The organism is Desulfarculaceae bacterium, assembly GCA_020444545.1.
Classification (GTDB): domain Bacteria; phylum Desulfobacterota; class Desulfarculia; order Desulfarculales; family Desulfarculaceae; genus Desulfoferula.
In genome coordinates this window covers 646,954-672,877 of sequence record JAHLKT010000004.1, presented here as the reverse complement: position 1 = coordinate 672,877, position 25,924 = coordinate 646,954, and the positions used below count along the sequence as shown (strand labels likewise).

The window sequence follows — 25,924 nt, the reverse complement described above, 5'->3', positions numbered from 1 at the left end:
TCGGCCTTTATCCAAACGGGCGGGGCCGCGCGCCAGCGGCCCCGCCCGTCACCGGAGACACCATGAACCACAGCATTGCCGCCAAACTCAAAATCACCGTGGTGGTGGACAACACGGTGGACATCTTTTTGCCCGCTTCGGGCCCCTTCGGCTATCCCCTGCCCGGGCCGGGCTCCATCCTGCTGGCCGAGCAGGGCATGTCCATGTGGCTGGAGGTGGAAGACACCGACGGCAAAGTGACCCGGGTGCTGTATGACTTCGGCCGGGGCGAGGCGGTGTTGCCTTTCAACCTGCGCGCTCTGGGCATCGACCCCTCCCAGGCCGACTGGCTGGCGCTGAGCCACGGGCACATCGACCATTACGGCGGCCTGGAGTCTTTGGCCCGGCAATACGAGTTGCGCGCCCCCTTGCTGGCCCATCCCCAGGCCTTCGGGGTGCGCGGGGTGCGGCGGCCCGACGGCGGAGTGGCCGGACCCTGGAACCTGGAAAGCAGCCAGGTGGAAGCCGCCCTCGGCTCCGTTCCCCTGATGGCCCCGGGCCCCCGCGAGCTGGCCCCCGGCCTGTGGCTCACCGGCGGCATCCCCCACCAGTCCAGCCACGACGTGCTGTGGAAGGCGGGGCTGCGCCGCGAAGGCGAACAGTGGGCCCCCGACGCCATTGATGACGACCAGGCCCTGGTGGTGAACCTGCGAGGCGCGGGCCTGGTGGTGATCACCGGCTGCTGCCATGCCGGCGTGTTCAACACCCTGGCCGCGGCCCGGGCCTTGTTCCCCGAGACCCCGCTGCACACCCTGATGGGCGGCTTCCACCTCAACTTCCTGGGCGAGGAGGCCTTGGGCAAGGTGGTGGATCGCTTGGCCGAACAGGGGCTGCGTTATTTGGTGCCCATGCACTGCACCGGGGCCCTGGCCAAGCAGATGCTGCGCCAGGCCCTGGGCGAGCGCTGCCCCTTCACCTCGGTGGGCATGACTCTTAGCCTGCCCTAGCCTTGCTCGGCCCCCGGCCATGACTCCGGCCGCGCGGCTTTGGTATGATTCAAGCGCCCCCTGGATGCGGGGGGAGGCTTGGCCGGGGAGAGCATGGACCCAGCACGACTAAAATTGATGCGCCAGATGGTGGAGGCCGCGCGCGAGGGCGTGCTGGCCGTGGACCGTGACGGCGTGGTGCTGGTCTGCAACCTTGCCGCCCGCCACATGATTGGCGTGGCCGGGGGCGACCCCACGGGCCGCAATCTGGCCGAGATCGACCCCGCGCTGTGGGATCGGGCCCGCGCGGTGATCTCCTCGGGTGAAGCTTGCCAATACGAAGAGACTACGCCCGACGGAGGCGTGATAAGCGCTGGCCTTTCGCCCTTTGCCCAGCACGGCGAGACGGCCGGGGTATTCTGCCTGCTGCGCCCGGGCGCGGATTGCGAGCGCCTGGCCCAAGAGCTGGCCGTGTCCAAGGAGCTCTCCGAGCGCCTGGATATGATCATCGAATCCTCTCACGACGGCCTGTGGATAAACGACGCCCAGGGCGTGGTGATCAAGGTCAACGCGGCTTCGGCCCGGCGCATGGGTCTGCCCGCCGAGGCCATCGTGGGCCGCCACGTCCGGGAGCTGGTGGAGGAGGGCTTCTTCGATTTCTCGGCCACCTTGGAGGTTCTGCGCACCGGCCAGCCGGTGACCTTGCAACAGAACCTCAAGGACGGCGGCCAGGCCCTGGTCACCGGCACCCCGGTGTTCGACGACAAGGGCGAGCTGAGCCTGGTGGTGGTCAACGACCGCGACATGACCTCCATAGAGGAGCTCAGGGCTTTGCTCAAGGAGAGCCGGGCCCACACCCAGCAGTTCCGCTCCGAGCTGATCCGCTCCCAGATAAGCCAGGACCTGGACTCCAAGCTGGTGGTGCGCTCCGCGCCCATGCGCCGGACCCTGGAGACCGCTCTGCGCGTGGCCCGCACCGAGTCCAACGTGCTCATCACCGGCGAGTCCGGGGTGGGCAAGGGCCTGGTGGCCAAGGTGATCCACGAAGCCTCCGCCCGCCGCCGCGAGCCTCTGGTGCGGGTTGACTGCGGGGCCATCCCCGCCTCGCTCATCGAAGCCGAGTTGTTCGGCTACGAAAAGGGCGCTTTCACCGGGGCCTTGGACGCGGGCAAGCCGGGCTACTTCGAGATGGCCCGGGGCGGCACCCTGTTTTTGGACGAGGTGGGCGAGCTGCCCCTGAACGTGCAGGCCAAACTGCTGCGCTTTTTGGACGAGAAAGAGGTGGTGCGGGTGGGCTCCACCGCTCCCCTGGTGCTGGATGTGCGCATCCTGGCCGCCACCAACCGCAACCTCAAGGAGATGGTGGCCCAGGGCTCCTTTCGCAAGGACCTTTTCTTCCGGCTAAGCGTGGTGCCCCTGGCCCTGCCTCCCCTGCGCGAGCGGCCCGAGGACATCCCGCCTTTGGTCAACTTTTTCCTGCGCCGCTTGGAAACCCCGGATCAGCCGCTCAAAAACTTCGCTCCCGCCGTGCTGGAATGCCTCCGGCGCTACGCCTTCCCGGGCAACGTGCGCGAGTTGGCCAACCTGGTGGAACAGCTGGCGGTGCTCACCCCGGGCGCCCGCATCGAGCTGGCCGACCTGCCGCCCGCCGTCCAGAACCCGGACCTGGCCCTGGCCGAGGCCGCCGGCCAGGACGACCTGAACCTGGCCCGGGCGGTGGACAGCGTGGAGCGCCAGCTCATCATCCGGGCGCTCAAGATTTACGGCAGCCAGCGCCAGGCGGCCAAATATTTGGGCGTGAGCCACGCCACCCTGAGCCGCAAGATCGCTCGCCTGGGTATCGTTGTTACATAAATGAACCACGTTGCAATGTTGAGCCAGCAATATAAATATCTGTAATAAATAAATAAAGCTGCCACACCCCGTCAATACAGCCCGCCATTGGTTCATATTTGCAATGCCGTCGATTCCTCTGTGTTTAACAATTTCAGTCAAATCAATCGCTTAGCCCGTGGCACGGCGCTTGCTAATTATGAGGGCAACAAGCACGGCCAGCCTATCGGCCGTTGAGCCGTCAACCTTCAACCGCGCCGCGCGAGAGGCCGGGCTAGGGATTAGCGTCATGAGCAGTGAAAAGATCGTTCAGAGAAGGCAGCAAGCGGTTCCCCGTGGCGTGGGCAACATAACCCCCATCGTGATGGCCAAGGCCGAGGGTGCCCTGATCTGGGACCCGGAAGGCAACCAGTACATCGACTTCGCCGGGGGCATCGGGGTAAACAACATCGGCCACCGGCACCCCAAGGTGGTGGCGGCCATCAAGGAACAGGCCGACCAATACCTGCACGGCTGCTTCCACGTTTCCATGTACGAGCCCTACGTGGCCCTGGCCGAGAAGATCAACGCCATCGCCCCTGTGGCGGGCGAGACCAAGACCATGTTCGGCAACTCCGGGGCCGAGGCGGTGGAGAACGCGGTGAAGATCGCGCGCTACGCCACCGGCAAGCCCGCCGTGGTCTGCTTCGACGGCGCCTTCCACGGCCGCACCACCTTGACCATGGCCCTGACCAGCAAGGTGATGCCCTACAAGTACAAGCTGGGCGCCCATCTGCCCGGCATCTACCGGGCCCACTATCCCTATTGCTACCGCTGTCCCTGGGGCAAGGAGTACCCCTCCTGCGGGGTGCACTGCGGCTCGGCCTATTTCGAGGAGTTCTTCAAATACCACGTGAACCCGGACGAGGTGGCCGCGATCATCCTGGAGCCGATCCTGGGCGAGGGCGGCTTCATCGTACCGCCGATCGAATACATGCAGCAGCTCAGGCAGCTCTGCGATGACAAGGGCATCGTGCTTATCGCCGACGAGGTGCAGACCGGCGTCGGCCGCACCGGCAAGATGTTCGCCATGAACCACTTCGGAGTCGAGGCGGACATCGTGACCATGGCCAAGAGCCTGGGCGGGGGCATGCCCCTGAGCGCCATCTGCGGCAAGGCCGAGCTGATGGACAGCGTGCATCCCGGCGGCCTGGGCGGCACCTACGGCGGCAACCCGGTTTCCTGCGCGGCGGCCCTGGCCGTGTTGGAGGTGGTCGAGAGCGAGGGCATCCTGGCCAAGGCCGAGGCCCTGGGCCAAAAGGCCAAGCAGGCCCTGGACGCCCTGCAAGAGCGCTTCCCCATCATCGGCGAGGTGCGCGGCCTGGGGCCCATGCTGGCCATGGAGCTGGTGAGCGATCCCAAGACCAAGCAGCCCGCGCCCGAGCTGGCCAAGAAGCTCACCGCCTATTGCCACGCCCACGGCCTGTTGGTCTTGGACTGCGGCACCCTGGGCAACAACGTGCGCACCCTCATGCCCCTGGTCATCACCGACGAGCAGCTACAGCAGGGCATGGACACCTTGGCCAAGGGCCTGGAAGAGGTGACCAAGGCCTAAGCGATCCCCAAGGCGTCCCGGGGCCGGCGAGGGGCCGGCTCCGGGGCAGCCTGCTTCCCCTAATCAAGGCACTCGTTCGAGGGCCGGGCAAAGGACCGCCTGGCCTGAAAGGGAGAGGACTGTGCTATGAGCGAGAACAAGCAGTACGACGAGAGCAAGCCCCTGGTGATGCATGACCTCCAGTTCGATCTGGCGGCGGCAAAGCTGGAGGTGGAGCCCTGGATCCTGGACAAGATCAAGGCCCCCCGCCGCGAGCTTTCGGTCAAGTTTCCCCTGCGCCTGGACAACGGCGAGACGGTGATCCTGAACGGCTACCGGGTGCAGCACAACACCCTGCGCGGGCCGGGCAAGGGCGGCATCCGCTACCATCCCCAGGTGGACTTGGACGAGGTGCGCGCCCTGGCCGCCTGGATGACTTGGAAGTGCGCGGTGGTCAACATTCCCTTTGGCGGGGCCAAGGGGGGAGTGACCTGCGACCCCCAGAGCATGTCTCCCCATGAGCTGGAGCGCATGACCCGGCGCTACATCTGGGAGATATCGCCCATCATCGGCCCGGAGCAGGATATCCCGGCCCCGGACGTGAACACCAACCCCCAGACCATGGCCTGGATCGTGGACACCTACAGCGTGTTCAAGGGCTTCACCTGCAACAGCGTGGTCACCGGCAAGCCCCTGTCCATCGGCGGCTCCCTGGGGCGGCTCAAGGCCACCTCCATGGGCTGCCTCTACGCCTTGCAGGAGGCGGCCGCGGCCCTGGGCGTGGACCTGAGCGGCAAGAGCGTGGCGGTGCAGGGCTTCGGTAACGTGGGCTACTACGCGGCCGAGCTCTTCGCCGAGGCGGGCATGAAGCTGGTGGCCATCAGCAACAGCCGGGGCGGGGTGTACAACCCCAAGGGCCTGGACCTCACGGCCCTCAAGGAGCACCACCAGCGCACCGGCGCCTTGGAGGGCTTCCCCGGCAGCGACGCGGTGAGCAACGCCGAGCTGTTGGAGCTGGGCGTGGACATCCTGGTGCCCGCGGCCATCGAAGGGCAGATCAACCAGGACAACGCCGGGCGCATCAAGGCCAAGTTCGTGGTGGAAGGGGCCAACGGCCCCACCAGCCCCCTGGCCGACGACATCCTCTTTGACAACGGGGTCATAATGCTGCCCGACATCCTGGCCAACGCGGGCGGGGTCACCGTCTCCTACTTCGAGTGGGTGCAGAACATCCAAAAGCTGTTCTGGACCGAGGACGACGTGAACCGCCAGCTGCGGCGGGTCATTGCTCAGGCCTTCAACGACGTGTACGACATCTACCAAAAGCACAAGGTGAACATGCGCACCGCCGCCTACATGCTGGCCATCGAGCGGGTGGCCGACGCCAAGCGGGTGCGCGGCGTCTTCCCGTAGGGGGATACATGCCGGCCGCCGTTTTTGGGCGCGGCGGCCGGCATTCAAGAGCGGTTGGGGTGACAGCCCCGGCCGCTCTTTTTTCGTGGCCGCGCCGCCGGGGCGGGAGAAAAAAGCCGGGACCGCACTACCCTCGCGGGTGTTGCGGTCCCGGCCTGATCAGGCTTGGGAAAAGGGCCGCAGGGCCCCGGACGCTACTTCTTGAGCTTGATCTTCATGCCGCCGGGGGCCAGGGTCAGGCGCGCGCCCTGCTGCTTGGCGGTCAGGTTCATCTTCACGCCGGCATCGTTGATCAGCTGCTCGGCGGCCACGCCCTTGCCAAAGGCCGCGCCGGCCTTGACCGAGGAGTAGGTGCCCGCGAAGTCTTCCACCTTCTTCAGGTTGTAGACGTTGCCCTTGGCCTCCACGTCGCCCACGCCCAGGTCCACCAGGCTAAGGCCATCGATGCTGAACTTGTACTCTTTGCCTTTGTAGGTCAGGGTGCCGTCGCCCCAGCTGACGCCCACGCCCACCGCCACGTTGTGGGTCTTGAACTGCACCGTGGCATCGGGCTTGGCTTCAGCCTGAGCCATAAGAGGAATCGCCAAAGCCATCACCGCGATCAAGGCAAATACCAAAAAGCTCTTTTTCATCGATTCATCCGTCCTTTACTACCGCTGGTTGAGTTGCTCCAGCTTTTCGATAAAGCTGGTACTTAAGAAAACCGTTAAACATGGCAGACTATTTCACTCCGTCTCGCGCGGCCCGCCGGGCACGGCCGCTCGATGGCGGATCACTCTTTATTTATTAATTCTAAGGAAAGCGTATTTAAGAGGCAAAATAAATGTTACACATCGGGCCGGGTAATGAACGCGGTTCAGCCGCGGCCAGCCCCCCGTCCGCGCCGGGCTTAGGGTATTTAAGGGCAAAAAATCGCGCCTTAGTCCCTTCCCGCCGGGCTGGATTGGCTTTGAGGCGCACGGGACAGGCATAATAAGGCCAGGTTCGCACTCCAGACATGCCGGGAGAGGGATGAGTTTATTTTCGCCGCAACGACCCTTTGAGGAGCATTTGGACCAGGCCAAGGAGGTTTTGGCGGGCAACTGGATGCAGGGCTACACCCGCCCGGCCAGGGGCCTGTACCCCCACCAGTGGAACTGGGACTCGGCCTTCATCGCCATCGGCTACGCCAACTACGATCCCCAACGGGGCCGGGAGGAGTTGCGGCATTTGTTCGCCGGGCAGTGGCCGGACGGCATGGTGCCCCACATCGTGTTCAACCCCCAACGCCTGGGGGGCTACTTCCCGGAGCCGGACTTCTGGCAGTGCCCCGGCGGCCGCCAGACCAGCGGCATCACCATGCCGCCCCTGCACGCCGTGGCCTGCCTGCGTCTGCACCGCCTCAGCCAGGACCGCGAGGACAGCCGCCGCTTTTTGGCCGAGATGTTCCCCAAGCTCCTGGCCGGGCACCGCTACTTCTACCGGGAGCGCGACCCCGGCCGCGAGGGCCTGGTCTACATTCGCCATCCCTGGGAGTCGGGGCGGGACAATGCCCCGGCCTGGGACGTTCCCTTGGAGGCCATCGACCTGAGCAAGGTTTCCCTGCCGCCTTTCCAGCGCAAGGACCTGGACAAGGGGGTGGACGCCAAGCAGCGGCCCACGGACCAGGACTACGACCGCTACGTCTATCTGGTGGACCTCTTCCGGCGGCTCAAGTACGACGAGAAGGCCATCCAGCAAGAGTGCCCCTTTCTGGTGCAGGACATCGGCTTCAACAGCATCCTGTGCCGCGACAACCGGGCCCTCAAGGAGATCGCGGGCATTCTGGGCCAGGACCAGGGCGAGATCGAGGAGTGGTTCCAGCAGACCGGAAAGGGCATCCGGGAAAAGCTGTGGTCGCAAGACTACGGCCGCTTCGAGTCCTACGATCTCCGGGCCGGGCGCTTTTTGGACAGCCCCACGGCCATGGGCTTCATGCCGCTCTACGCCGGGGTGATCAGCCGCGACAAGAGCGAACGCCTTTTCCAGCAGATGGACTCGGTGAGCTTCTGCGGCCTGCGCCAGGGCAACTGCTTCACCATCCCGGACTACGACATGACCGCCGAGGGCTACAGCGAGGTCAACTACTGGCGCGGCCCGGTGTGGCTCAACATCAACTGGATGCTGGCCCAGGGCCTGGAGGAGTACGGCTTTTTCTTCGAGGCTCAGCTCATGCGCAAGGACATCCTGGAGCTGGCCGCCCGCTTCGGCTTTAGGGAGTATTACGATTCGCGCAAGGGCCAGGGCCTGGGCTCCAAGCAGTTTTCCTGGAGCGCGGCCCTGTTCATCGACGTGCTCAGCGACTACTATCGCCAGGATGACGCGGAACCCCATTTGCCGGGCATCGTGCTGGGCGGCCGTTTGGGCCACACCCGGGTGCTCAACCACACGGGCCAGGCACCGCGACAGACCAACGACGACCCGGCCAAGGCGGTGAACCGGGCCATCGGCGAGCTGGCCGAAGCCTATTTCGACGGCATTCGCGGCACGGTGGACTACGCGGGCATCGCCCATTCAGAGCAGTTCCGGCGCTACCTGGAAGCGGTGTCCCTGCTGCCCGGGCTGGACCCCGCCTCCCTGGGCAAGGGCGACCAGGCCAAGGCCTTTTGGATCAACCTGTTCAACATGCTGGTGATCCACGGGGTGATCGAGCTGAAGCCCAAGAACTCGGTGCGCGAGGTGCCCGACTTCTTCGACCGCCTGGCCTACCAGGTAGGCGGCCGCCGCTACAGCCTCACCGACATGGCCCACGGCATCCTGCGGGGCAACCGGCGCGCGCCCCATCATTTGCTGCCGCCCTTCCTGCCCTGGGACGCGCGGCGGCGCTATTGCCTGGAACCCCCGGACCTCAGGGTGCACTTCACCCTGGCCTGCGGGGCCCGCTCCTGCCCCAAGCTCAGCTTTTACCAAGCAGCTAACCTGGAGGAGCAGCTCAAGGAGGCGGCCACGTCCTATGTGAGCTCCGAGGTGCTGGTGGACCCGGAAGAGAACCGGGTGGCCATGGCCGAGGTGTTCTCCTGGTACGTGGATGATTTCGGCGGCCAGGCGGGGCTGCTCTCCTTCGTGGCCGGGCTCATGCCCGATAGCGATCGCAAGACCTATCTGTTGGCCAACTTGGACAAGATGCGGGTGGAGTATCTTTTCCACGACTGGCACCTGAACCGTTAGGCCATGGCCAGCCCAGTTTCATTCATACGGCCCCCAGCTGCGGCGGACCCCGGCCCCCGGGAGCACCGCGCCCTGGTGCAGGCCCACTTCGACGCGGTGGCCAAGCACTACGACCTGGCCAACAGCATCATGAGCCTGGGGCTGCACCATGCCTGGAAAATCCGGGCCGTGGCCGCCCTGGATTCGCGCCCCGGCCAGCGCCTGGCCGATATCTGCGGGGGCACCGCGGACCTGGCCCTCTTGGCCCAGCGCCGCCGCTCCTCGGGCAGCGTGGTGGTCTACGACCTCAACCAGGCCATGCTCTCCTTGGGCCGCGCCAAGGCCGCGCGCAGCCCGCATGGGCGCGGGGTGCAATTCGCGCGGGGGGACGCCCACCGCCTGGCCCTGGCCGACGCGAGCCTGGACGGGGTCATGGTGGGCTTCGGGGTGCGCAACCTGGGGGACATGGCCCAAGGCTTCCGCGAGATGGCCCGGGTGCTCAAGCCCGGCGGCCGCCTGGTGTGCCTGGAGTTCTCGCGGCCCAGGCCGGAAGGCTTCGCCCGGCTCTACGATTTATATTCGGCGCTCATGATGCCCCTGGTGGGGCGGGTCTTCACCGGCTCCTGGCGCACCTACTCCCACTTGACCGGCACCATAAGGCGCTTTCCCGGCCCGGAAGGGCTGGGCCGCATAATCGAGGAAGCCGGCTTCGCGCGGGTGTCCTGGCAACGGCTCAGCCTGGGCATTGCCTGCATCCACCAGGCGGTGAAACCGTGAAGCTCAACCTGGCCGAGCGCTGGATGGTCAACAGCCCGCTGCGCCTGGCCTTGCAGCGCCGGGTGCTGGGCCGCATGAGGGCCATGGCCGCGCTGCCGCCGGGCGCGGAGGTTCTGGAGATAGGCTGCGGCCGGGGGGAGGGGGCCAAGCTGTTGCGGGCCGCTTTCACGCCGGGCCGGCTATACCTGCTGGACCTGGACCTGGCCATGGCCCGCCTGGCCCGGCAACGCGGCAACCTGGCCCTGGTGGGCGACGCCGAGGCCCTGCCGCTACGCAGCGCCTGCCTGGACGCGGTGTTCGGCTTCGGCTTCTTGCACCACGTGCCCGACTGGCGGAGGGCTCTCCACGAGGTGGCCCGGGTGCTCAAGCCCGGCGGCATCTACTATATAGAAGAGTATTACCCCGCCACCTATCTGAACCCCCTGGTGCGCCACATCCTGCGCCACCCCACTGAAGACCGCTTCCGCAGTGCGGAGCTGCGCCAGGGCCTGGCCCAATCAGGCCTCAGCCTTGTGGCCTGCCAGGAGAAACCTTGGTGGGGCATGGTGGGCGCGGCGCGGAGAGACTAATCGTCAACCGAGTGCACCCGGCAGGTGGCCAGGTCTTCCTGACATTGCAGGATGGTGGGCATCGCCCAGGTGCGGCCGTCGCGGGCGATGAGCACCTCGGCCTCCTCGGGCCCCCAGGAACCGGCCTGGTAATTGGGAAAGTCGGTGGGCCGCTGCTCGCCCCAGGCGTCCAGGATGGGCTGGATCACCTGCCAGGCGGCCTCGGCCTGGTCGGCCCGCATGAACAGGGTGGCGTCGCCGCGCATGATGTCCAACAGCAGGGTCTCATAGGGCGCGGCCGGCTTGGCGTGGAAGGCCTCCTTATAGAAAAACTGCATCATCACCGGCGCCAGGTGCAGGGAGGGGCCGGGCTGCTTGGACTCGAAGCGCAGCAGGATTCCCTCCTCGGGCTGGATGGCGATGATCAGCCGGTTGGGCTGGCGGCCCTGCAAGGCGCGGGGCGGGAAGGTCTGATGGGGCACCGGCCGGAACTGGATGGAGACCTCGGTGACCCGCTTGGCCAGTCGCTTGCCGGTGCGCAGATAAAAGGGCACCCCCTGCCAGCGCCAATTGTCCACGTATAGCTTCACCGCCGCGTAGGTCTCGGTGAGCGACTCGGGGTCCACATTGGGCTCCTGGCGGTAGCCCTCAACGTGCTCGCCCTCCAGCCAGCCGCCGCCGTATTGGCCGCGCACCGCGTACTCGTGCACCTGGTCGTGGGGGATGCGCCGGATGGCGTGCAGCACGTCCACCTTCTTGTTGCGCACCTCGTTGTCGTCAAAGGTGATGGGCGCTTCCATGGCCACCAGGCAGAGTATCTGCAACAGGTGGTTCTGGATCATGTCGCGCAGGGCTCCGGCCTTTTCGTAGTAATGCCCCCGGTGCTCCACGCCCAGCTCCTCGGGCACGTTGATCTGCACATGGTCGATGTAGTGCTGGTTCCAAATGGGCTCGAACATGGTGTTGGCCAGGCGGAAGGCCAGAATGTTCTGCACCGTCTCGCGGCCCAGGAAATGGTCTATTCGGAAGATCTGGTTCTCGTCGAATATCTTGGCCAGGAGCTGGTTGAGCTTGCGGGCCGAGGCCAGGTCCGAGCCAAAGGGCTTCTCCACCACGATGCGGGCGCGCTCCCGGTTCTGGTTCAGCTTGGCCTTGGCCAGGCCCTGGCTGATGGGCCCGATCATGGAGGGCGGCATGGCAAGATAGAACACCCGCTGGGCCGAGGCTTCCCATTTCTCCTCGATCTGGTCCAGGCGCTGGCTCAGCTCGGCGTAGGCCTTTTTCTGGCCCAGGTCCGCTTCCAGGAAATCCAGATGCGCCGCGAACTTGGTCCAGTCGCCCTTCTTGCTCTTGCCCAGGCGCGAGTTCTGATCCACCCCCTCGCGCAGATGCGCCATGTACTTGTCCACCGGGGTGTGCAGATGCCCCATGCCCAGGATGCTGAACTTGTCGGGCAGCCAGCCGTCCAGGAACAGGTCGTAGAGGGCCGGGATAAGCTTGCGCCAGGCCAGATCGCCGGCCGCGCCGAAGATGGTGAAGATGGTCGGTTCCGGTATTTCCCGCGTGCTCATGCCCTGCCTCGTCAATCCTGCCAAATGTGATGGAAGATCCCCTCGCGGTCGATGCGCTCGAAGGTGTGCCCGCCGAAGAAGTCGCGCTGCGCCTGCACCAGGTTGGTGGGCAGGCGGCCGGAGCGCATGGCGTCCAGATAGCCCAGCGAGGCCATGAAGCCCGGCGCGGGCAGCCCGGCCTGGGCCGCGGCGCTCACCACGGCCCGGAGGCCCTGGGCGCGCCGCATCACCTCGGGCCCCAGCTCGGGGTCCAAGAGCAGCGACTCCAGGGCGGGGCGGGCGGAGTAGGCCTGGCGCAGGCGCTCCAAGAGGCGCGCCCGGATGATGCAGCCGCCCCGCCAGATGCGGCACACGTCCTCCAGGTTGAGGCCGTAGCCGCGCTGAGCCGAGGCGGCGGCCATGAGCGACATGCCCTGGCTGAAGGCCAGGATCAGCCCGGCGTAGAGCGCCTCGCCCAGCAGGGGCACGAACTCGTCCCGCCCGGCCGCCAGCTTGCCGGCCGGGCCCAGGCTTTTGGCCAGCTCCCCGCGCAGGCGGTCGTGGGTGGAGAGGTTGCGCATGATCACCGCCGCGTCGATGGCCGGGGTGGGCACCTGCAAATCCAAGGCGTCGTCGGTGGTCCACTTGCCGGTTCCCTTTTGCCGGGCCCGGTCGCGGATCATGTCCACCAAATAGTTACCCGTATCCGGGTCCTTGACCGTGAAGATGTCGGTGGTGATCTCCAATAGATAAGAACCCAGCTCGCCCTCGTTCCATCCTTGGTAAACCTGGTGCAGCTCGGGCGGGGCCAGGCCCAGGCCCCGGTGCATCAGGTCGTAGCTCTCGGAAATGAGCTGCATGAAGGCGTACTCGATGCCGTTGTGCACCATCTTCACGTAGTGCCCGGCCGAGCCCTTGCCCAAATAGGCCACGCAGGGATCGCCCTCCACCTGGGCCGCCGTTTTGCGCAGAATGTTGGCCACCCGCTCATAGGCCGCCTGGTGCCCGCCGGGCATGAGGCTGGGCCCGCGCCGGGCGCCCTCTTCGCCGCCGGAGATGCCCATGCCCAGGTAGGCCAGGCCCTTGGCCTCCACCTCCCCGGCGCGGCGGTCGGTGTCGATGAAGTGGGAGTTGCCCCCGTCGATGATCAGGTCGTCCTGCTCCATGAGCGGGGTCAGCTCGCCGATCACCGCGTCCACCGCCTTGCCGGCGGACACGATGAGCAGGGCCGCGCGCGGCTTGGCCAAGAGCTCAACGAACTCGGCCGGGGTGCGCCCCGCCTGGATGGCGCGGCCGCCCGCGTCCGAGCTCATGAACTCGTCGGTCTTTTCCGTGGTGCGGTTGTACACCGCCACGGAGAAGCCCTTGTCCGCCAGGTTGAGCACCAGGTTGCGGCCCATGTTGCCCAGGCCGATGACCCCTATGTCGCACTTGTCTTTACTCATATGTCCCGTCCGCTATTGGTCCGCCAGGCCCAGCTCGGCGAGCTGTTGCCGGGTGGAGGCGTAACCCTGGTGATGGATGCCGTGCAGCCCCAGGCTCTGGGCCACTTGCACGAACATCAGCCTGTCGTCAATGTACACCGTTTTGTGCGCCGCGCTCTGCACCCCGTCCAGGGCCAGGCGGTACATGTCCTGGTCCGGCTTGCGGTAGTGCACGAAGCAGGAGCTCACGAAGAAATCAAACACTTCGTGCAGGCGGAACTTGGCGATGCGGTGCTCGGTTAGCTCACGCCCCTCGTTGCTCACCGCCACCACGTGCAGGCCGTGGGCCTGTTTGAGGCGGCGGATGAAATCCAGCATGTCGGGCAGGGCCTCGGACTGGGCGAACATGAACTCCTTGAACTCGGCGGGCCCGAAGGGGCGCGGTTGGTGAAACACCACCCGCTCCAGATACTCGTCCAGGCTGAGCTTGCCCTCTTCGTAGGTGTCGAAGGTCAGGTGGTGGCGCTCGTCGGTGTCCTCCGGGTCCAGGCCGAACTTGGCGCAGGCCTCCTTGCGGCTGTGCCGGTCCCAGCCGTTGGTCAGCAGCACCCCGCCTATGTCCAACAGCAGCGTGTCTATGCTTGGTTTCATGCCCGCTCCTCCCTAGGCGCCCTTGGCCCGGGCCAGCAGCTCGCGGGCCCGCGAGACCACGTTGTCCAGGCTGAAGCCGTAGTGGGCCATGACCTCGGGCCCCGGGGCCGAGGCCCCGAAGGTGTCCACCCCGATGACCTCCACCAGGGGATCGGGCCGCAGATAGGGCCGCCAGCCCAGGCTCACCCCGGCCTCGATGACCAACAGGGGCAGGCCCTGGGGCAACACCTCGCGGCGGTAGGCCTCGGGCTGGTCGCGGAACAGCTCCCAGGCGGGCAGGCTCACCACTCGCGCGGCCAAGCCTTCCCCGGCCAGTTGGGCCTGGGCTTGTAGGGCCAGCGACACCTCCGATCCCGTGGCCACCAGGGCCAGGGCCGGGGAGCCGCCCTCGGCTTCGCTGAGCACGTAGCCGCCCTTGGCTACGCCCTCGGCCAGGCCGGGATACGCGGCCGGGTCCAGGATGGGCAGCTTCTGGCGGGTGAGCACCAGGCACACCGGACCGCCCTGGTGCTCCAGGGCCGCGCGCCAGGCGGCAGCGGTCTCGTTGGCGTCGGCCGGGCGCAGGAGCAGCAGGTTGGGCACCGACCTGAGGCCCAAAAGCTGCTCCACCGGCTGGTGGGTGGGGCCGTCCTCGCCCAGGCCGATGCTGTCGTGAGTGAGCACCAGAATGATCTTGATTTTGCTCAGAGCGGCCACGCGCAAGGAGGGGCGCAGATAGTCGCTGAAGATCATGAAGGTGGCCCCGTAGGGGATGAGCCCCTTGTGCAGCGCCATGCCGTTGAGCACCGCGGTCATGCCGTGCTCGCGCACCCCGAAGTGCATGTTGCGCCCCTCGGGGGTGCCCGGCTCGAAATCGCCCTTGCCGCTCATGATGGTGTTGGTGCTGGGCGAGAGGTCGGCCGAGCCGCCCATGAGCTCGGGCAGATGGGGCGAGAGCGCGTTGATCACCTTGCCGCTGGCCTTGCGCGTGGCCAGGGGGCCGTCGCCCGGCGCGAACCCCGGCAGATCGCGCTCCCAGCCCTCGGGCAGGCGGCCCGCCTGGGTGCGGCGGAACTCGGCGGCCAGCTCCGAGAACTCCTTCTCATAGGCCGCGAACTTCTGGTCCCATTCCGCCTGCCAGGCCGCGCCCCGCTCCACGGCTTGTCCCATGTGCTCGCCCACCTCGTCCGGGATCAAGAAGGCGGGTTCCAGAGGCCAACCCAGGTTCTCCTTGGTCAGCTTCACCTCCTCCGCGCCCAGGGGGCTGCCGTGGGCGTCGGCGCTGTCCTGCTTGTGGGGGCTGCCGAAGCCGATGTGGGTGCGCGCCTGGATGAGGGTCGGACGCTCACCCTCGGCCCGGGCCTGCTCCAGGGCGGCGGCCACGGCGGCCACGGCGTTGCCGTCGGCCACGCGGATCACCTGCCAGCCGTAGGCCGCGAAGCGCGCGCCCCGGTCCTCGTCAAAGGAGATGGCCGTGTCGCCCTCTATGGAGATGTGGTTGTCGTCGTACATCACGATGAGCTTGCCCAGACGCAGATGCCCGGCCAGGGAAGCCGCCTCCGAGGCTACCCCCTCCATTAGGTCGCCGTCGCTGGCGTCCACGTAGGTGAAGTGGTCCACGATCTCGTGTCCCGGCCGGTTGTAGCGCGCGGCCAGGGCCTGCTCGGCGATGGCCATACCCACCGCGCTGCTGATCCCCTGACCCAGGGGGCCGGTGGTGGCCTCCACCCCCGGAGTGTGGGTGTTTTCCGGGTGGCCGGGGGTGATGCTGCCCCACTGGCGAAAGTTTTTGATCTGCTCCAAGGGCAGGTCGTAGCCGGTGAGGTGGAGCAGGGCGTAGAGCAGCATGGAGCCGTGCCCGGCCGAGAGCACATAGCGGTCGCGGTCGGGCCAGTCCGGATCGCGGGGATTGAAACGCAAAAAGCGGTCCCACAGGGTGTAGGTCTTGGCCGCGCTGCCCATGGGCATGCCGGGGTGGCCCGAGTTGGCCTTCTCCACCGCGTCCACCGCCAAAAAGCGGATGGTGTTGATGCACTGCTCGTCCAGGGGAGAAGCGGGCCGGAGGGGATCGTTGCGTGGGTCGCTCATGTTACAAGACCTTTAAAGTAGATTGGCTGTTTTGGTTCAGGGAGCCGGGGTGCGGGCCAGCAGGCTCAACAGAGCCAGGGTCAGCATGGTCAAAGGGTAGTAGCTGGCCCGGTTGAACAGGCGGGTGGCGCCGCCGCGGGCCTGGCTTTGCCAAAGGTCCCAGGCCGGCAGGATCAGCAAATACAACCCCGCCACCCAGGCCAGCAGGGCGAAGGGCCAGGGCGTGCGCAAGGGAGCCAGGGCCAGCACCACCAGGCTCAGCACCACGGCCAGGCCCAGGCTGAGCAGCACCAGCAGGCTGGCCCGCCGCGCGCCGTAGACCACCGGCAGGGTGCGCGCCCCCAGGCCCCGGTCCTCGGTGATGTCGTGCCAGTCGGCCGGGATGTTCTGCCCCCCGATCTCCCAACAGAAGAGCCAGGCCCATAGGGCCAGCAAAAACCAGGGCGATGGGGCCGGGTCCACCGCGAAGACCGCCGCCACCCCGCCCACCGTCTTGACCAGGCCGCTGACGTAGGTGCGCAGGTGGGTGATCTTCAGGAGCAGGCAATAGAAAATCTCCAGCCCCGCCCCGGCCAAGAACAACACCAGGCACACCGGGTTGAGCAGATAGGCCCCCGTCATGGCCACCAATGACCACAGCGCGAACCAGCCCACCGCCGCCGGCAGGCTGAGCAGGCCCTGGGCCACGGGATGGCGGACCCCCACCGCGTCCAGATAGCCTTCCGCGCCGCGCGTTGGCGAGGCGGCCAGCTTGTCCCGGTCGCTGGCCACGTCCACCAGATCGTTGAGGGCGTAGACCGAGGTGTAGCCCGCAAAGGCGGTGATCAGGCCCAGCAGGGTGGTGGACAGGGGCGGGAAGGCCCCCAGCCAAAGCAGGGCGGCCACCGCCGGGGTGGCCAGGTCCAAAATGCCGTGCGGGGTGCGCGACAGGGCCAGGAACAGGCCCAGCCTCTGCCGCCAAACTTCGATATTCAGAGCGTTAGCTGTCATTTTCCCCGGCCGGGGGCCTTGGCGCGGTCCTGAATCAACGGGGCGGCGAACCGTGGAGCCCCTCCCGGGCCGGCCACATCCGGCCCCAAAACCCTCGGCTTGGTTCCTATTATACGGACCGCCCTTGCCCGCGATGCAAGGGAGGCGGCCGTCATTGTGTGCAAAAACTGCCACGGGTGCGGTTGTTAGGCCGGAAGAGTTTCCGGAATGTTGCGCATGGCAACACCGGACCCGATTTTTACCCATAATTGCGGCCAACGTTGACATCCACCCGCTAAAAGCGCCTACACTAGGATAGGCCCCCCGGGGGGGAGCCCGAAGGAGCACGCGTGGATTCCGCCGTATTTCAGCCGTGGCAAATGCAGCTGTTGGGCTGGCTCATCTTCACGGGGATGGTGCTGGGCCTGCTGGCTTCTTTTCTTTTTCTGGCCTGGTGGCTGGGGGAAAAGCGCCACGCCCGGGACAAGGACATGCCTTATGAGTGCGGCCTGATCCCCACCGGATCGGCCCGCTTCGCCTTTCCGGCGGTGTTCTACCTGGTGGCGGTGTTCTTCCTGGTGTTCGATATCGAAGGCGTATTCATCTTCACCTGGGCGGTGGCGGCCATGGGCCTGGGCTTCCTGGGCTGGCTGCAAATGACCCTATTCATCTTCGTTCTGTTGCTGAGCCTGTTCTACGTGTGGGCCAAAGGAGGTTTGACTTGGGGAAGACGCTCCCCCGGCAACCACGCGGAGTGAGCGGCACGGCCCTGGGCGCGGTGGACGCGGTGATCAACTGGGCCCGCTCCTACAGCCTGTGGCCCCTGTTCTTCGGGCTGAGCTGCTGCTTCGTGGAGGAGGCCACGGTCTTCACCGCGCGTTACGATCTGGCCCGCTTCGGAGCCGAGGTGTTTCGGGGCTCGCCCCGCCAGGCGGACCTGCTCATCGTCTCGGGCACTGTCTTCAAGAAAATCGCTCCGGCGGTGGTGCGGCTCTACAACCAGATGCCCGAGCCCAAGTGGGTCATCTCCATGGGCTCCTGCTGCAACTCCGGCGGCATGTACGACGTGTACAGCGTGGTGCAGGGCCTGGACCAGCTCTTGCCGGTGGATGTGTACATACCCGGCTGCCCGCCCCGCCCCGAGGCGGTTATGGAAGCCCTGGTCTTGTTGCAGGAAAAGATCAAAAAGGAGCGCCCCACCAAGAGCATCCTGCACCTGGCCGGGGGTAGCCAGGGCGGCCGCCGCGACCACCTGCGCCTGGGCCAAGACAAGGACCGCGACCCCCGGGGGCCGGGCTACTCGGCGGTGCCGGTGCGCGGCACCTCGGTGACCCCGCCCTGGTTCGCGGACAGCCGCACCGAGCACATGTGGACCCCGCCCGCCGCGCGGGTGGAGCCCAGCCACGGAGACCGCAGCCTGGGGGCTCAGGTGCACGAACGCTTCGGCGAGGTGGTGCGGGTGCAGCCGGAGAGCAACGACCACCTCACCCTCTGGGCCGAGGCGGCCCGGGTGCCCGAGGTGATGGATTTTCTCAAGCATCACAGCCAGCCGCGCCACCAGCGCCTGGACGACCTTACGGCCATTGACGAGTCGGCCCGCCGCGACCCGGACCAGCGCGGCGGCTTCACCCTGAGCTACCAGGCGCTGAGCTTCGACGCGGTCAGCCGGGTGCGGGTGAAGGCCGCGTTGGACCGCGAGCACCCCATTGCGCCCAGCCTCACCGGCGTGTGGCCCTCGGCCGATTGGTACGAGCGCGAGGTGTACGACCTGTTCGGCATCGAGTTCAGCGGCCATCCTGACCTGCGGCGCATCCTCTTGCCCCACGACTGGGAGGGCCACCCCCTGCGCAAGGACTACGCGGGCCGGGCCACCGAGCACGCGCCCTACGGCCTGAACGACGTCCAGCGCCACGAGCCCCTGGACGGCGGGGCCCTGGTGGACAGCCGGGGCGGCGAGCTCATGGTGCTCAACCTGGGGCCGCACCACTACAGCACCCACGGCCTGCTGCGGGTGGTCCTGGCCCTGGACGGCGAGACCATCGAGGACATGGCTCTGGACATCGGTTTCCATCATCGCGGGGTGGAGAAGCTGGGCGAGCGCCAGTCCTGGCACCAGTTCATCCCCTACACCGACCGGGTGGACTATCTCTCCGGCGCGGGCAACAACCTGGCCTACCTCTGCTCGGTTGAGGCCCTGGCCGGCATCGAGGTGCCCGAGCGGGCCCAGTTCATCCGGATAATGCTCACCGAGCTCTACCGCCTGAGCAACCACCTGCTCTATTACGGCACCTTTGTGCAGGACCTGGGGGCCATGACCCCCATCTTCTACCAGTTCCGCGAGCGCGAAATGATCATGGACATCGTGGAAATGATCACCGGCGGCCGCCTGCATCCCTCCTGGTTCCGCTTGGGGGGGGTGGCTCTGGACCTGCCCGAGGGCTGGCGCGAGCCGGTGCGGCACTTCGTGGAGATTTTCGAAGAGCGCCTGCAAGAGTATGAAAAGATGGTGCGCGAAAACCCCATCTTCCGGCGGCGCACCGAGGGAGTGGGCGTGCTGGAACTGGAGCGGGCCAAGGAGTGGGGGGTCACCGGGCCCAACCTGCGGGCCTGCGGCCTGGAGTGGGATCTGCGCCACAAGATGCCCTACGCGGGCTACGATCGCTTCTACTTCGAAGTGCCCACCGCCACCGGCGGCGACTGCTTTGCGCGTTACAAAGTGCGCGTGGCCGAGATGCGCCAGAGCCTGGAGATCGTAAAACAGGCCATGGAGGGCATGCCCCCGGGGCGCTGGCTCAGCGAGGACTACCGCTATCATCTGCCCGAAAAGAAGGACACGCTCAAGGACATCGAGAGCCTGATCCATCATTTCGTCAACGCCACCCGGGGCCCCAAGATTCCCGCGGGCGAGGTGTACCACGCGGTGGAGACGCCCCGGGGCGAGCAGGGCTACCATGTGATCAGCGACGGGAGCAACGCGGCTTATCGCTTGCGCATCCGCGCGCCCGGCTTCGCCAACATGCAGGTGCTGCCGGACATGTGCCGGGGTCTGAGCCTGCCCGATCTGGTGGCGGTGCTGGGCTCCTGGGACTACATCTTGCCGGACATCGACCGCTAGGGACCGCCATGTTGCCAGCCAAGCTGAAAAAGGAATTGCAACGGGACGTGAGGGCCAGCGAGCACCCGCGCGAAAAGGCGGTGGACGTGATGTACGCGGTGCAGCGGCACTACGGCTACCTCTCCGACGAGGGCCTGGCCGAGGCCGCGTCCTTGCTGGGCATGAGCGAGCTGGAGCTGGAGGAGCTGGCCACCTTTTACGACTACATCTACCGCCGCCCGGTGGGGCGCTTCGTGTTGCACGTGTGCGACGGGGTGGTGTGCTGGATGTGCCATGAGGGCTGGGCCTGTTTGGCCGAGGAGGAGAGCATCGTCACCTACCTCTGCGCCCGTCTGGGGGTGGAGGTGGGCCAGACCACGCCGGACGGCATGTTCACCGTCTTGCCTTCGGCCTGCATCGGCTACTGCGAGTACGCCCCGGCCATGCTGGTCAACGGCAAGCCCTATGGCCCCCTGACCCCGCAGTCCCTGGACAAGGTTTTGGACGAACTGAGAAACCAGCCCCCCGGCCATCTGGTGTTGGACCGTTAGGCATGAGCGAGAAGGTGCTGCTGCAAAACCGCCGGCCCGACCGGCCCGCCACCCTGGAGGAATACCGCGCCTCCGGCGGCTACCAGGCCCTGGCCAAGGTGCTCGGGGAGATGCAGCCCCACGAGCTGACCCAGGCGGTCTTGGACTCCGGCCTCAAGGGGCGGGGTGGGGCCGGCTTCCCCACCGGCCGCAAGTGGAGCTTCCTCCGGGCCGACGCGCCCCACCCGCGCTACATCATCCCCAACACCGATGAGATGGAGCCGGGCACCTTCAAGGACCGCATCCTGGTGGGCTGCGATCCCCATCAGATCATCGAGGGCACCATCCTGGCGGGCTATGCCAATCAGGCCCAGCGGGCCATCATCTTTATCCGCCCCTCCTACGAGCCAGAGGCCGAGCTCTTTGAGCGCGAGTTTTCCCGGGCGCGGGATGAGGGCCTCTTGGGCGAGAACATCCTGGGCAGCGGCTTCGACTTCGACATCGCCCTGCACCGCAGCGCGGGCCGCTACATCTGCGGCGAGGCCTCGGCCCAGGTGCGGGCCATCCAGGGCGAGCGCCCCCGGCCGGACAAGGAAGGCCACATGACCGACAGCGGTCTGTGGGGCCGGCCCACCATCGTGAACAACGTGGAGACCCTGGCCTGTCTGCCCCACATCTTGCGCAACGGGCCCGACTGGTTCAAGGGCCTGGCCGTGAGCAAAGGTGGGGCGGGCACCAAGCTCTTCGGGGTCAGCGGCATGGTGGCCAAGCCCGACTGCTACGAGCTGCCCATCGGCACGCCGCTTCGGGAGATCATCTTCGAGCACGCGGGGGGCATGAAGGGCGGCGCGTTCAAGGCCTGTTTGCCGGGAGGGGCCAGCACCAAGCTGTTGGCGCCCAAGGATCTGGACGTGGCCATGGACTTCGAGGCCCTGGCCGCCATCGGCCATCGCCTGGGCACCGGGGCCATCATCGTCTTCGACGAGGGGGCCTGCCTGGTCTCGGCCTGCCTGAACCTGGTCACCTTCTTTGCCCGCGAGTCCTGCGGCTGGTGCACCCCTTGCCGCGAGGGCCTGCCCTACATGCGCCATCTGTTGCTCAAGATCGAGCTGGGCGAGGCGGACGAGGGCTGCATCGACCGCCTGGGCGAGCTGGCCAAGGCCATGGACCACTCCTACTGCGGCTTCGCGCCGGGCGCGGCCGCGCCGGTCATCGGACTGCTGGAAAACTTTCGGGACGAGCTCTTGGAGCACGTGGCCCAGGGCTGCTGTCCCTTTAAGGGCAATTGACGCCATGCCGCGCCTGACCATAGACAACCGGCCCGTGGAGGTGGCCAAGGGAACCAAGGTCATCGCGGCCGCGGAGCAGCTGGGCATCTATATCCCGCGCTTCTGCTATCACGAGGCCCTGGGCTCGGTGGGGGCCTGCCGCATGTGCGCGGTGATGTTCCTGGAGGGCCCGGTCAAGGGCCTGGAGATGAGCTGCATGACCGAGGCGCGGGACGGCATGGTGGTTTCCACGGTGCACCCCGAGGCCCAGGCCTTTAGGCGGCACGTGGTGGAGTGGCTCATGCTCAACCACCCCCACGACTGCCCGGTGTGCGACGAGGGCGGCCAGTGCCTGCTGCAGGACATGACCGTGTCCAGCGGCCACGGCATCCGGCGCTACGACGGGCCCAAGCGCACCTACCGCGACCAGGACCTGGGGCCCTTCGTGTCCCACGAGATGAACCGCTGCATCCACTGCTGGCGCTGCCGCCGTTTTTATCAAGAGTACGCGGGCGGGCGCGACCTGGGAGCAATGCAGATAGGCTGGCGCACCTATTTCGGCCGCCAGCAAAGCGGCCGTTTGCAAAGCCCCTTCGCGGGCAACGTGGTGGACCTGTGCCCCACCGGCGTGTACACGGACAAGCCCTCGCGCTATGAGGGGCGCTACTGGGACTTCGCGCGGGCCGAGAGCATCTGCCCCCATTGCTCCCTGGGCTGCGCCACCACGCTAAACGTGCGCTACCGCCGGGTGGTGCGCCAGGAGGCCCGCCCTTCGCTCGAGGTCAACGGCCACTTCATCTGCGACCGGGGGCGCTATGGCTACGGCTTTGCCGACCACCACCGCAGGCCCCGCACGGCGCGCATCGACGGCCAGGAGGTCGAAACCAACGCGGCCCTGCGCAAGGCGGCCAAGCGCCTGGGGTTCATCGCCCGGGAGCACGGCCCAAGCGCGGTGGCCGCCCTGGGCTCGCCCCGCCTGGGCCTGGAGGGCATGATCGCCTTGCAGCGGCTCTGCGCGGAGCAGGGATGGAGCGGGGCCCGCTTCTTCCTGGAGCCGGACCTGGCCCTGCGGGTGCGGGCGGTGGCCCAGGGCCTTACACCCCAGCTGGCCGTGTCCCTGCGCGAGCTGGAGCGGGCCGATTTCATCCTGGCCGTGGGGGTGGAGCCCCTGGGCGAGGCCCCCATGCTGGCCTTGGCCCTGCGCAAGGCCTGGCGGAGCGGGGCCACGGTAGGCCGTCTGGACCCCCGCCCCAGCGAGCTGCCCCTGACGGTAAAGCACCTTCCTCTCGCTCCCGGGGTGTTGGAGAACGCTTTGGCCTGGCTGGTGAAGCAGAGCTTCCGGGCCAAGGAACGGCGCAAGCTGGAGGCCGAGCACCCGCATCTCATGGGCCCGGACGACGCGGCGGGCTTGAGCAAGCCGGAGCTGCGCGAGCTCAAGCGCCTGGCCCGCGCCCTGGCCAAGAGTGAGCGGCCGGTGCTGGTCTGCGGCACGGACCTGGTGCCCCAGGGCCTGCCCGGCCGCGCGGCGGGCCTGGCCGGGGTGCTCGGCGAGCATGGCCAGGAAGCGGGGTTGTTCTACGTCTTGCCCGGGGCCAACGCCATGGGCGCGGCGCTGGTCAACCCTGACGAGGGGGCTGAAGACAATCTTCTGGAGGCCGTGGAAGCGGGCGAGGTCAAGGCCCTGCTGGCCGTGGAGAGCGACCCCCTGTTCAGCTTCCCGGACCGCGCCCGCCTGGCCCGCGCCCTGGAGGGTCTGGAGCTGTTGGTGGTGCTGGACCACCTGCCCAATCCCTGCGAGGCCAAGGCCGGGGTCTTTCTCCCGGTGGCCAACCTCTTCGAAGGCCAGGGCGCCAGCCTGGTCAACCAGGAGGGCCGTTTGCAACGGGCCCTCTCGGCCGGCGAGGTGGGCACGCCTTTGGATCAGGTGTCCGGCGGCGGACACCCGCCCCGGGTCTATTCCCTGGACGCGCCCGGCGGCGGCCTGCTTTCTTCGGCTGCGCTGCTGGAGCAAATGGCCCGGGAGTTATCCACGCACAGCGAAAAGCTGCCCCGCCAAAGCGGATGGGAATGGCTGGCCGAGCGCCATCCCGGCTTCGCACATTTGTTCGAGCATGGGCGGCCGCCCTATGGCCAACGTTTGCTGCCCCTGAGCTTGGGGCCGCACGAGGCCGAGGACGAGCCCCTGGCCGCCATGCCCGGCGAGGACGCCCTGGAGATTCTGGTGAGTCCGGGGTTCATGCCCGGCGAGGAGCTGGCCTCCTATTCGCCGGTGCTGGCCAAGGTGGCCGAGGAGGCGGTGCTGTATTTACACCCGGCCACGGCCGAAGGCCTGGGCCTGGCCGCGCCGGGAAGGGTGCGCCTGCGCCTGGAGCAAGGCGAGCTGGAGCTTCCCCTGCGCCTGGCCGAGGGCCTGCACCCGCGCATGGCCTGGCTGGTGCCCGGTCCGGGCCACGCCTGGCAAATGCTCCGGGGCCGCCGCCAGGTGTTGCCCGTGGCCAACCTGCGGGTCGGAGGCGGGTCATGATCATCCCCGCCTGGGTCATAGAGCTGCTCCTGCTGTTCATCAAGCTGGCCGTGTCCCTGGTGGCGCTGTTGATGATCGCGGCCTATCTGGTGCTGGCCGAGCGCAAGCTGCTGGGCCGTTTGCAGATACGCTTGGGGCCCAACCGGGCGGGTTTCCACGGCTCGCTGCAACCCATCGCCGACGTGATCAAGATGATCACCAAGGAGGACGTGCACCCGCGCGGTGTGGATCTGTTCCTATACCTCTTTGCTCCGGCGGTCACCGCCTGCACCGCCTTCATGATCGCGGCGGTGGTGCCCTTCGGCCCGGGCTTCACCCTCTTGGGCTATCGCATCGAGCCCATGGTCATCGACCTCAACGTGGGAGTGCTCTACGCCTTGGCCTTTTCCTCCCTGGGGGTGTACGGCGTGACCCTGGGCGGCTGGGCCAGCAACTCCAAGTACAGCCTCCTGGGCGCGGTGCGGGCCGCGGCCCAGATGATCTCCTACGAGCTGCCCTTGGCCCTGTCCCTGGTGCCGGTGGTGATGCTGGCCGGGTCGCTGCGTCTGGTGGACATCGTGGAGGCCCAGGCGCGGCTGCCCTTTGTGCTGGTGCAGCCGGTGGGGTTCGTAATCTTCCTGATCGCCGCCTTTGCCGAGGCCAAGCGCATTCCCTTCGACCTGCCCGAGGCCGAGAACGAGCTTATGGCTGGCTTCCACACCGAGTACAGCGGCATGCGTTTCGGCCTGTATTTCCTGGGCGAGTACGTGAACATGGTCGTGCTGGGCTCGCTGGTCACCGTGTTTTTCCTGGGCGGGTGGCACGGCCCCTTGCTGCCGCCCTTGCTGTGGTTCCTCATCAAGGTCCTGGCCCTGGTGTTTTTCATGATCTGGTCGCGGGGGACGCTGCCCCGTTTGCGCTGGGACCAGCTCATGGGCTTTTGCTGGAAGGTGCTTACCCCCCTGGCCCTGATCAACATCGTGATCACCGCCGGGGTGATGGTGCTGTGGCCATGAACGACGCGCCAAACAATAGCGGCGGGCACATCCGCCGCGAGGTGGCCTCCGGGCTGCGCCAGGCCTGGGGCTTGGTGCAGGGCTTCGCCATGACCCTGCGCCATTTGTTCCGCAAGCCCATCACCTTCCAGTACCCCGAAGAAAAGCGCACCCTGCCCGAGCGCACCCGGGCGCGCATCGTGCTGACCCGCGATCCGGACGGCCAGGAGCGCTGCGTGGCCTGCTATCTCTGCGCGGCCGCCTGCCCGGTGGACTGCATATCCATGCAGAGCGAACAGCGCGAGGACGGGCGGCGCTGGGCCGCTTGGTTCCGGGTCAACTTCTCGCGCTGTATTTTCTGCGGGCTCTGCGAGGAGGCCTGCCCCACCCTGGCCATCCAGCTGACGCCTGATTTCGAGCTGTGCTCCTACGACCTGCTTACTCTGGTGGCCGAAAAGGAAGACTTGCTCGTCGAGGGTGGGGGCAAGCATCCGGACTACGATTTCTACCGTCACGCCGGGGTGAGCGTGGCGGGCGGCAAGGGCGAGCACATCGGCGAAGACGAGCCGGTGGACGTGCTCAGCAACCATATCTAGGAA

Annotated in this window: 20 protein-coding genes; 14 read left to right on the top strand and 6 right to left on the bottom strand. The window is 67.0% G+C overall.

The genetic code is table 11. The features are described 5' to 3' along the window. Positions 1 to 62 precede the first annotated feature (62 nt). The 4 genes from KQH53_14885 to KQH53_14870 all read left to right on the top strand — a co-directional run bounded on the left by KQH53_14885 (position 63) and on the right by KQH53_14870 (position 5,784). Entirely contained in the window at positions 63 to 986 is a 924-nt protein-coding gene (locus KQH53_14885) for an MBL fold metallo-hydrolase (protein ID MCB2227963.1), read from the top strand. Between the two features lie 93 nt (positions 987 to 1,079). Next, on the top strand, positions 1,080 to 2,819 hold the full coding sequence (locus KQH53_14880) for a sigma 54-interacting transcriptional regulator (GenBank protein MCB2227962.1): 1,740 nt from the start codon (positions 1,080 to 1,082) through the stop codon (positions 2,817 to 2,819). Between the two features lie 268 nt (positions 2,820 to 3,087). Next, positions 3,088 to 4,392, top strand: coding sequence for a 4-aminobutyrate--2-oxoglutarate transaminase (gene gabT, locus KQH53_14875; protein MCB2227961.1), 1,305 nt, complete (start codon positions 3,088 to 3,090; stop codon positions 4,390 to 4,392). Between the two features lie 126 nt (positions 4,393 to 4,518). Then, the gene (locus KQH53_14870; GenBank protein ID MCB2227960.1) at positions 4,519 to 5,784 is read left to right on the top strand and encodes a Glu/Leu/Phe/Val dehydrogenase; all 1,266 of its coding nucleotides are present in this window, start codon (positions 4,519 to 4,521) and stop codon (positions 5,782 to 5,784) included. A 194-nt stretch (positions 5,785 to 5,978) separates the two neighbouring features. On the opposite strand, the gene KQH53_14865 is transcribed toward KQH53_14870, so the two are convergent. Beyond that, positions 5,979 to 6,356 (bottom strand): hypothetical protein, encoded by a 378-nt coding sequence (locus KQH53_14865; GenBank protein ID MCB2227959.1) that lies wholly within the window; start codon positions 6,354 to 6,356, stop codon positions 5,979 to 5,981. A gap of 439 nt (positions 6,357 to 6,795) precedes the next feature. Here KQH53_14865 and KQH53_14860 point away from each other — a divergent pair, with 439 nt between their 5' ends. Genes KQH53_14860 through KQH53_14850 form a run of 3 tightly spaced genes read left to right on the top strand, consistent with a single transcriptional unit; the run spans position 6,796 to position 10,295 of the window. Continuing rightward, positions 6,796 to 8,970, top strand: a complete 2,175-nt coding sequence (locus tag KQH53_14860) for a DUF547 domain-containing protein (protein ID MCB2227958.1) — start codon at positions 6,796 to 6,798, stop codon at positions 8,968 to 8,970. 3 nt (positions 8,971 to 8,973) lie between these two features. Continuing rightward, positions 8,974 to 9,726: a ubiquinone/menaquinone biosynthesis methyltransferase gene (locus KQH53_14855; protein ID MCB2227957.1), complete on the top strand. Its 753-nt coding sequence runs from the start codon at positions 8,974 to 8,976 to the stop codon at positions 9,724 to 9,726. Further along, a complete protein-coding gene (locus KQH53_14850) occupies positions 9,723 to 10,295 on the top strand; it encodes a methyltransferase domain-containing protein (protein ID MCB2227956.1) in 573 nt (190 codons plus the stop codon). The genes KQH53_14855 and KQH53_14850 overlap by 4 nt, the downstream gene beginning before the upstream one ends. Here KQH53_14850 and zwf read toward each other — a convergent pair. The 5 genes from zwf to KQH53_14825 are packed head-to-tail and all read right to left on the bottom strand — an operon-like array spanning position 10,292 to position 16,956. Then, positions 10,292 to 11,845, bottom strand: a complete 1,554-nt coding sequence (gene zwf / locus KQH53_14845; protein ID MCB2227955.1) for a glucose-6-phosphate dehydrogenase — start codon at positions 11,843 to 11,845, stop codon at positions 10,292 to 10,294. The two genes, KQH53_14850 and zwf, sit on opposite strands and share 4 nt — an antisense overlap. Before the next feature lie 11 nt (positions 11,846 to 11,856). Further along, positions 11,857 to 13,269: an NADP-dependent phosphogluconate dehydrogenase gene (gene gndA, locus KQH53_14840; protein ID MCB2227954.1), complete on the bottom strand. Its 1,413-nt coding sequence runs from the start codon at positions 13,267 to 13,269 to the stop codon at positions 11,857 to 11,859. Positions 13,270 to 13,281: 12 nt separating this feature from the next. After that, positions 13,282 to 13,899: an HAD family phosphatase gene (locus KQH53_14835; protein MCB2227953.1), complete on the bottom strand. Its 618-nt coding sequence runs from the start codon at positions 13,897 to 13,899 to the stop codon at positions 13,282 to 13,284. 12 nt (positions 13,900 to 13,911) lie between these two features. Then, on the bottom strand, positions 13,912 to 15,966 hold the full coding sequence (tkt, locus tag KQH53_14830; protein MCB2227952.1) for a transketolase: 2,055 nt from the start codon (positions 15,964 to 15,966) through the stop codon (positions 13,912 to 13,914). Between the two features lie 36 nt (positions 15,967 to 16,002). Beyond that, positions 16,003 to 16,956: a UbiA family prenyltransferase gene (locus KQH53_14825; GenBank protein MCB2227951.1), complete on the bottom strand. Its 954-nt coding sequence runs from the start codon at positions 16,954 to 16,956 to the stop codon at positions 16,003 to 16,005. 329 nt (positions 16,957 to 17,285) lie between these two features. On the opposite strand from KQH53_14825, the gene KQH53_14820 reads away from it, so the two are divergent. The 7 genes from KQH53_14820 to nuoI are packed head-to-tail and all read left to right on the top strand — an operon-like array spanning position 17,286 to position 25,921. Continuing rightward, entirely contained in the window at positions 17,286 to 17,693 is a 408-nt protein-coding gene (locus KQH53_14820; protein MCB2227950.1) for an NADH-quinone oxidoreductase subunit A, read from the top strand. Continuing rightward, positions 17,657 to 20,050, top strand: coding sequence for an NADH-quinone oxidoreductase subunit B/C/D (locus KQH53_14815; protein ID MCB2227949.1), 2,394 nt, complete (start codon positions 17,657 to 17,659; stop codon positions 20,048 to 20,050). The genes KQH53_14820 and KQH53_14815 overlap by 37 nt, the downstream gene beginning before the upstream one ends. An 8-nt stretch (positions 20,051 to 20,058) precedes the next feature. Next, the gene (gene nuoE, locus KQH53_14810; GenBank protein ID MCB2227948.1) at positions 20,059 to 20,580 is read left to right on the top strand and encodes an NADH-quinone oxidoreductase subunit NuoE; all 522 of its coding nucleotides are present in this window, start codon (positions 20,059 to 20,061) and stop codon (positions 20,578 to 20,580) included. 2 nt (positions 20,581 to 20,582) lie between these two features. Next, positions 20,583 to 21,848 (top strand): SLBB domain-containing protein, encoded by a 1,266-nt coding sequence (locus KQH53_14805; protein MCB2227947.1) that lies wholly within the window; start codon positions 20,583 to 20,585, stop codon positions 21,846 to 21,848. A 4-nt stretch (positions 21,849 to 21,852) separates the two neighbouring features. Further along, a complete protein-coding gene (nuoG, locus tag KQH53_14800) occupies positions 21,853 to 24,351 on the top strand; it encodes an NADH-quinone oxidoreductase subunit NuoG (protein ID MCB2227946.1) in 2,499 nt (832 codons plus the stop codon). Beyond that, positions 24,348 to 25,346 (top strand): NADH-quinone oxidoreductase subunit NuoH, encoded by a 999-nt coding sequence (gene nuoH, locus KQH53_14795; protein MCB2227945.1) that lies wholly within the window; start codon positions 24,348 to 24,350, stop codon positions 25,344 to 25,346. Before nuoG ends, nuoH begins: the two co-directional genes overlap by 4 nt. Continuing rightward, on the top strand, positions 25,343 to 25,921 hold the full coding sequence (gene nuoI / locus KQH53_14790) for an NADH-quinone oxidoreductase subunit NuoI (GenBank protein ID MCB2227944.1): 579 nt from the start codon (positions 25,343 to 25,345) through the stop codon (positions 25,919 to 25,921). The genes nuoH and nuoI overlap by 4 nt, the downstream gene beginning before the upstream one ends. The last annotated feature ends 3 nt before the right edge of the window (positions 25,922 to 25,924 follow it).

Excerpts from the sequence above, each read along its gene's own strand:
- KQH53_14885 (MCB2227963.1), top strand. The coding sequence starts at position 63 with ATGAACCACAGCATTGCCGCCAAACTCAAAATCACCGTGGTGGTGGAC.
- KQH53_14880 (MCB2227962.1), top strand. The coding sequence starts at position 1,080 with ATGGACCCAGCACGACTAAAATTGATGCGCCAGATGGTGGAGGCCGCG.
- gabT (MCB2227961.1), top strand. The coding sequence starts at position 3,088 with ATGAGCAGTGAAAAGATCGTTCAGAGAAGGCAGCAAGCGGTTCCCCGT.
- KQH53_14870 (MCB2227960.1), top strand. The coding sequence starts at position 4,519 with ATGAGCGAGAACAAGCAGTACGACGAGAGCAAGCCCCTGGTGATGCAT.
- KQH53_14865 (MCB2227959.1), bottom strand. The coding sequence starts at position 6,356 with ATGGCTCAGGCTGAAGCCAAGCCCGATGCCACGGTGCAGTTCAAGACC.
- KQH53_14860 (MCB2227958.1), top strand. The coding sequence starts at position 6,796 with ATGAGTTTATTTTCGCCGCAACGACCCTTTGAGGAGCATTTGGACCAG.
- KQH53_14855 (MCB2227957.1), top strand. The coding sequence starts at position 8,974 with ATGGCCAGCCCAGTTTCATTCATACGGCCCCCAGCTGCGGCGGACCCC.
- zwf (MCB2227955.1), bottom strand. The coding sequence starts at position 11,845 with ATGAGCACGCGGGAAATACCGGAACCGACCATCTTCACCATCTTCGGC.
- gndA (MCB2227954.1), bottom strand. The coding sequence starts at position 13,269 with ATGAGTAAAGACAAGTGCGACATAGGGGTCATCGGCCTGGGCAACATG.
- KQH53_14835 (MCB2227953.1), bottom strand. The coding sequence starts at position 13,899 with ATGAAACCAAGCATAGACACGCTGCTGTTGGACATAGGCGGGGTGCTG.
- tkt (MCB2227952.1), bottom strand. The coding sequence starts at position 15,966 with ATGAGCGACCCACGCAACGATCCCCTCCGGCCCGCTTCTCCCCTGGAC.
- KQH53_14825 (MCB2227951.1), bottom strand. The coding sequence starts at position 16,956 with ATGACAGCTAACGCTCTGAATATCGAAGTTTGGCGGCAGAGGCTGGGC.
- nuoE (MCB2227948.1), top strand. The coding sequence starts at position 20,059 with ATGTTGCCAGCCAAGCTGAAAAAGGAATTGCAACGGGACGTGAGGGCC.
- KQH53_14805 (MCB2227947.1), top strand. The coding sequence starts at position 20,583 with ATGAGCGAGAAGGTGCTGCTGCAAAACCGCCGGCCCGACCGGCCCGCC.
- nuoG (MCB2227946.1), top strand. The coding sequence starts at position 21,853 with ATGCCGCGCCTGACCATAGACAACCGGCCCGTGGAGGTGGCCAAGGGA.
- nuoH (MCB2227945.1), top strand. The coding sequence starts at position 24,348 with ATGATCATCCCCGCCTGGGTCATAGAGCTGCTCCTGCTGTTCATCAAG.
- nuoI (MCB2227944.1), top strand. The coding sequence starts at position 25,343 with ATGAACGACGCGCCAAACAATAGCGGCGGGCACATCCGCCGCGAGGTG.